Raw genomic sequence first — 1,990 nt, 5'->3', positions numbered from 1 at the left:
TCGATCGGCTCCCAGTCGGTGCCGCCGGGGCGGCGGTAGAGCGCCTTGCGCTGGCGTCCGGGGTTGTTGACGAGCTGCTCGCTCGCGGAGCCCTTCGGACACAGGCGTCCTCGCGAGACCGGCGAGTCGGGGTCGCCCTCGATCTGGACGACGTGGCCGTCCTTGACGAAGACGCGCTGGCCGCAGCCGACAGCGCAGTAGGGGCACACGCTCTGGACGACCTTGTCGGCCGTCGCGGTGCGGGGGGCGAGCTCGCGCGTGTGCGCGGAGGTCACGGCCGGACCACGGCCCAGGAAGTCGCCGGAGCGGAACTGCCGGACCACCGGCCAGGACAGGAACGTCTTCTTCGGATCCACCGTTGCACCTCTCGGCCGTGCGGACGACCACCGTCCACCGTCTACTGCGGGCCCGCCGCGAGGGCGCACCACTGACGGCATACCCACTCGGACGGCCGGAAACACCGGCATCCGAGGCACCTAGAATTGCACCCAGATGACGAGCAACCTGCCCTCCGACACGCCACGCCGCTCCACCACCGCCCTCGCGCGGAGCATGCTGGCCATCGGGCCGCACCGCGGTGCCCACCGGGTGGCCCTCCGGGCCGGCGTGTCCGTCCTCGTGCCGCTGCTGCTGCTCGTCCTGCTCGGGCGGGTGGAGTGGACGGCGTATGCCGCATTCGGGGCCTTCACCTCGCTCTACGGGCGCAACCACTCGCGGGCCGAGCGCGCCGGCATGCAGGCCGTGGCCGGCGGGTTCCTCACGCTCTCGGTGGTCCTCGGGGTGCTCGTGTCCCTGGCGCCCGACTCGCGGTGGCTCGTCGTGCCGGTGGGGGCGCTGCTCGCCGCAGGTGGCTCCCTGACCTCCGACGCCTACGGCTGGCACCCGCCGGGCCCGCTCTTCCTCGTCTTCGGCTTCGCAGTGTGCGCCATGGTGCCCGCCGGGCCGGGCACGGTGTTCGTCGCCGCTGTCGTGGCCGCGTCGAGCGCCGCCTTCTCGCTGCTGGTCGCCCACGTCGGGGTGCTGCTCGAGCCGAGGTCGTGGTCACCGCCGGTGCTCCCCGCTCCTCGCTTCCGCGACGCCCTCGCACCGCACGGCGCGGTGGCGCACCTGGTGCGGCACGTCGTCGCCCTCACGGTCGCGGGCGGCGTCGCGACCGCCCTGGGCTGGCAGCACCCGTACTGGGCCATGGTCGCCGCGGTCGTCGTCCTGTCCGGGCCCGACCTGCTCTCGCGGCTGGCGCGCGGCATCCAGCGCGTCGTCGGCACGCTGCTCGGGCTCGGCGTGGCGGCGGTGATCCTGGCGTGGCACCCGCAGGGCGTCGTCGCGGTCCTGGCCATCGTCGTGCTCCAGGTGGTGACCGAGCTCTTCGTCGGGCGCAACTACGCCATCGCCCTGCTCTTCATCACCCCGCTGGCGCTGCTCATGGGACAGCTGGTCCATCCCTCGCCCATCGAGCCGCTGCTGCGCGACCGGCTGCTCGAGACGGTCCTGGGCGCCGTGGTCGGCGCCGTGGTCCTGCTCGTGCCCTACAGGAGCCGGCGGCCGGCGACCGCCGAGGCGGTAGACGGCCGGTGAGGCCAGCCCGACGATCCCGGCGCGTTCGTCGCGCGGGTGCACGCGACGGCATACTCGCGTGGTGACGAAGAACCTCACCGAGCGCATCCCGCGGGACCCCGATCCCGACGGCCTCTACGAGGTCTTCACCGAGTGGACGGCCGAGCGGGGCCTGACGCTCTACCCGCACCAGGAGGAGGCGTTCCTCGAGATCCTGAGCGGCAGCAACCTCATCCTCTCGACGCCGACCGGGTCGGGGAAGTCGCTCGTCGCCACGGCCGCCCACCTGACGGCCCTCGCCGACGACCGCGTGTCGTTCTACACGGCGCCGATCAAGGCGCTCGTGTCCGAGAAGTTCTTCGCCCTCTGCGAGCAGTTCGGCGCCGACAACGTCGGGATGGTCACGGGTGACGCGTCGGTCAACGCGGACGCCCCC

The 1,990-nt window shown here is 73.0% G+C and carries 2 protein-coding genes and 1 pseudogene; 2 read left to right on the top strand and 1 reads right to left on the bottom strand.

Annotation, left to right across the window (positions count from 1 at the left end):
- A pseudogene (locus ABD194_RS21405) lies at nt 1-356 on the bottom strand (formate dehydrogenase); the annotation flags it as partial.
- 136 nt (nt 357-492) lie between these two features.
- Between ABD194_RS21405 and ABD194_RS21400 the strand changes: the two are divergent.
- Both ABD194_RS21400 and ABD194_RS21395 read left to right on the top strand, forming a co-directional pair.
- Complete coding sequence (locus ABD194_RS21400; protein ID WP_343995303.1) at nt 493-1,575, top strand: FUSC family protein; 1,083 nt, start codon at nt 493-495, stop codon at nt 1,573-1,575.
- Nucleotides 1,576-1,633: 58 nt separating this feature from the next.
- On the top strand, nt 1,634-1,990 hold a 357-nt coding region (locus ABD194_RS21395; RefSeq protein ID WP_343995301.1), incomplete at its 3' end, for a DEAD/DEAH box helicase.

It is taken from the genome of Terrabacter terrae, from assembly GCF_039529575.1.
Classification (GTDB): domain Bacteria; phylum Actinomycetota; class Actinomycetes; order Actinomycetales; family Dermatophilaceae; genus Terrabacter; species Terrabacter terrae.
This window is presented reverse-complemented; position numbering and strand designations above follow the sequence as displayed.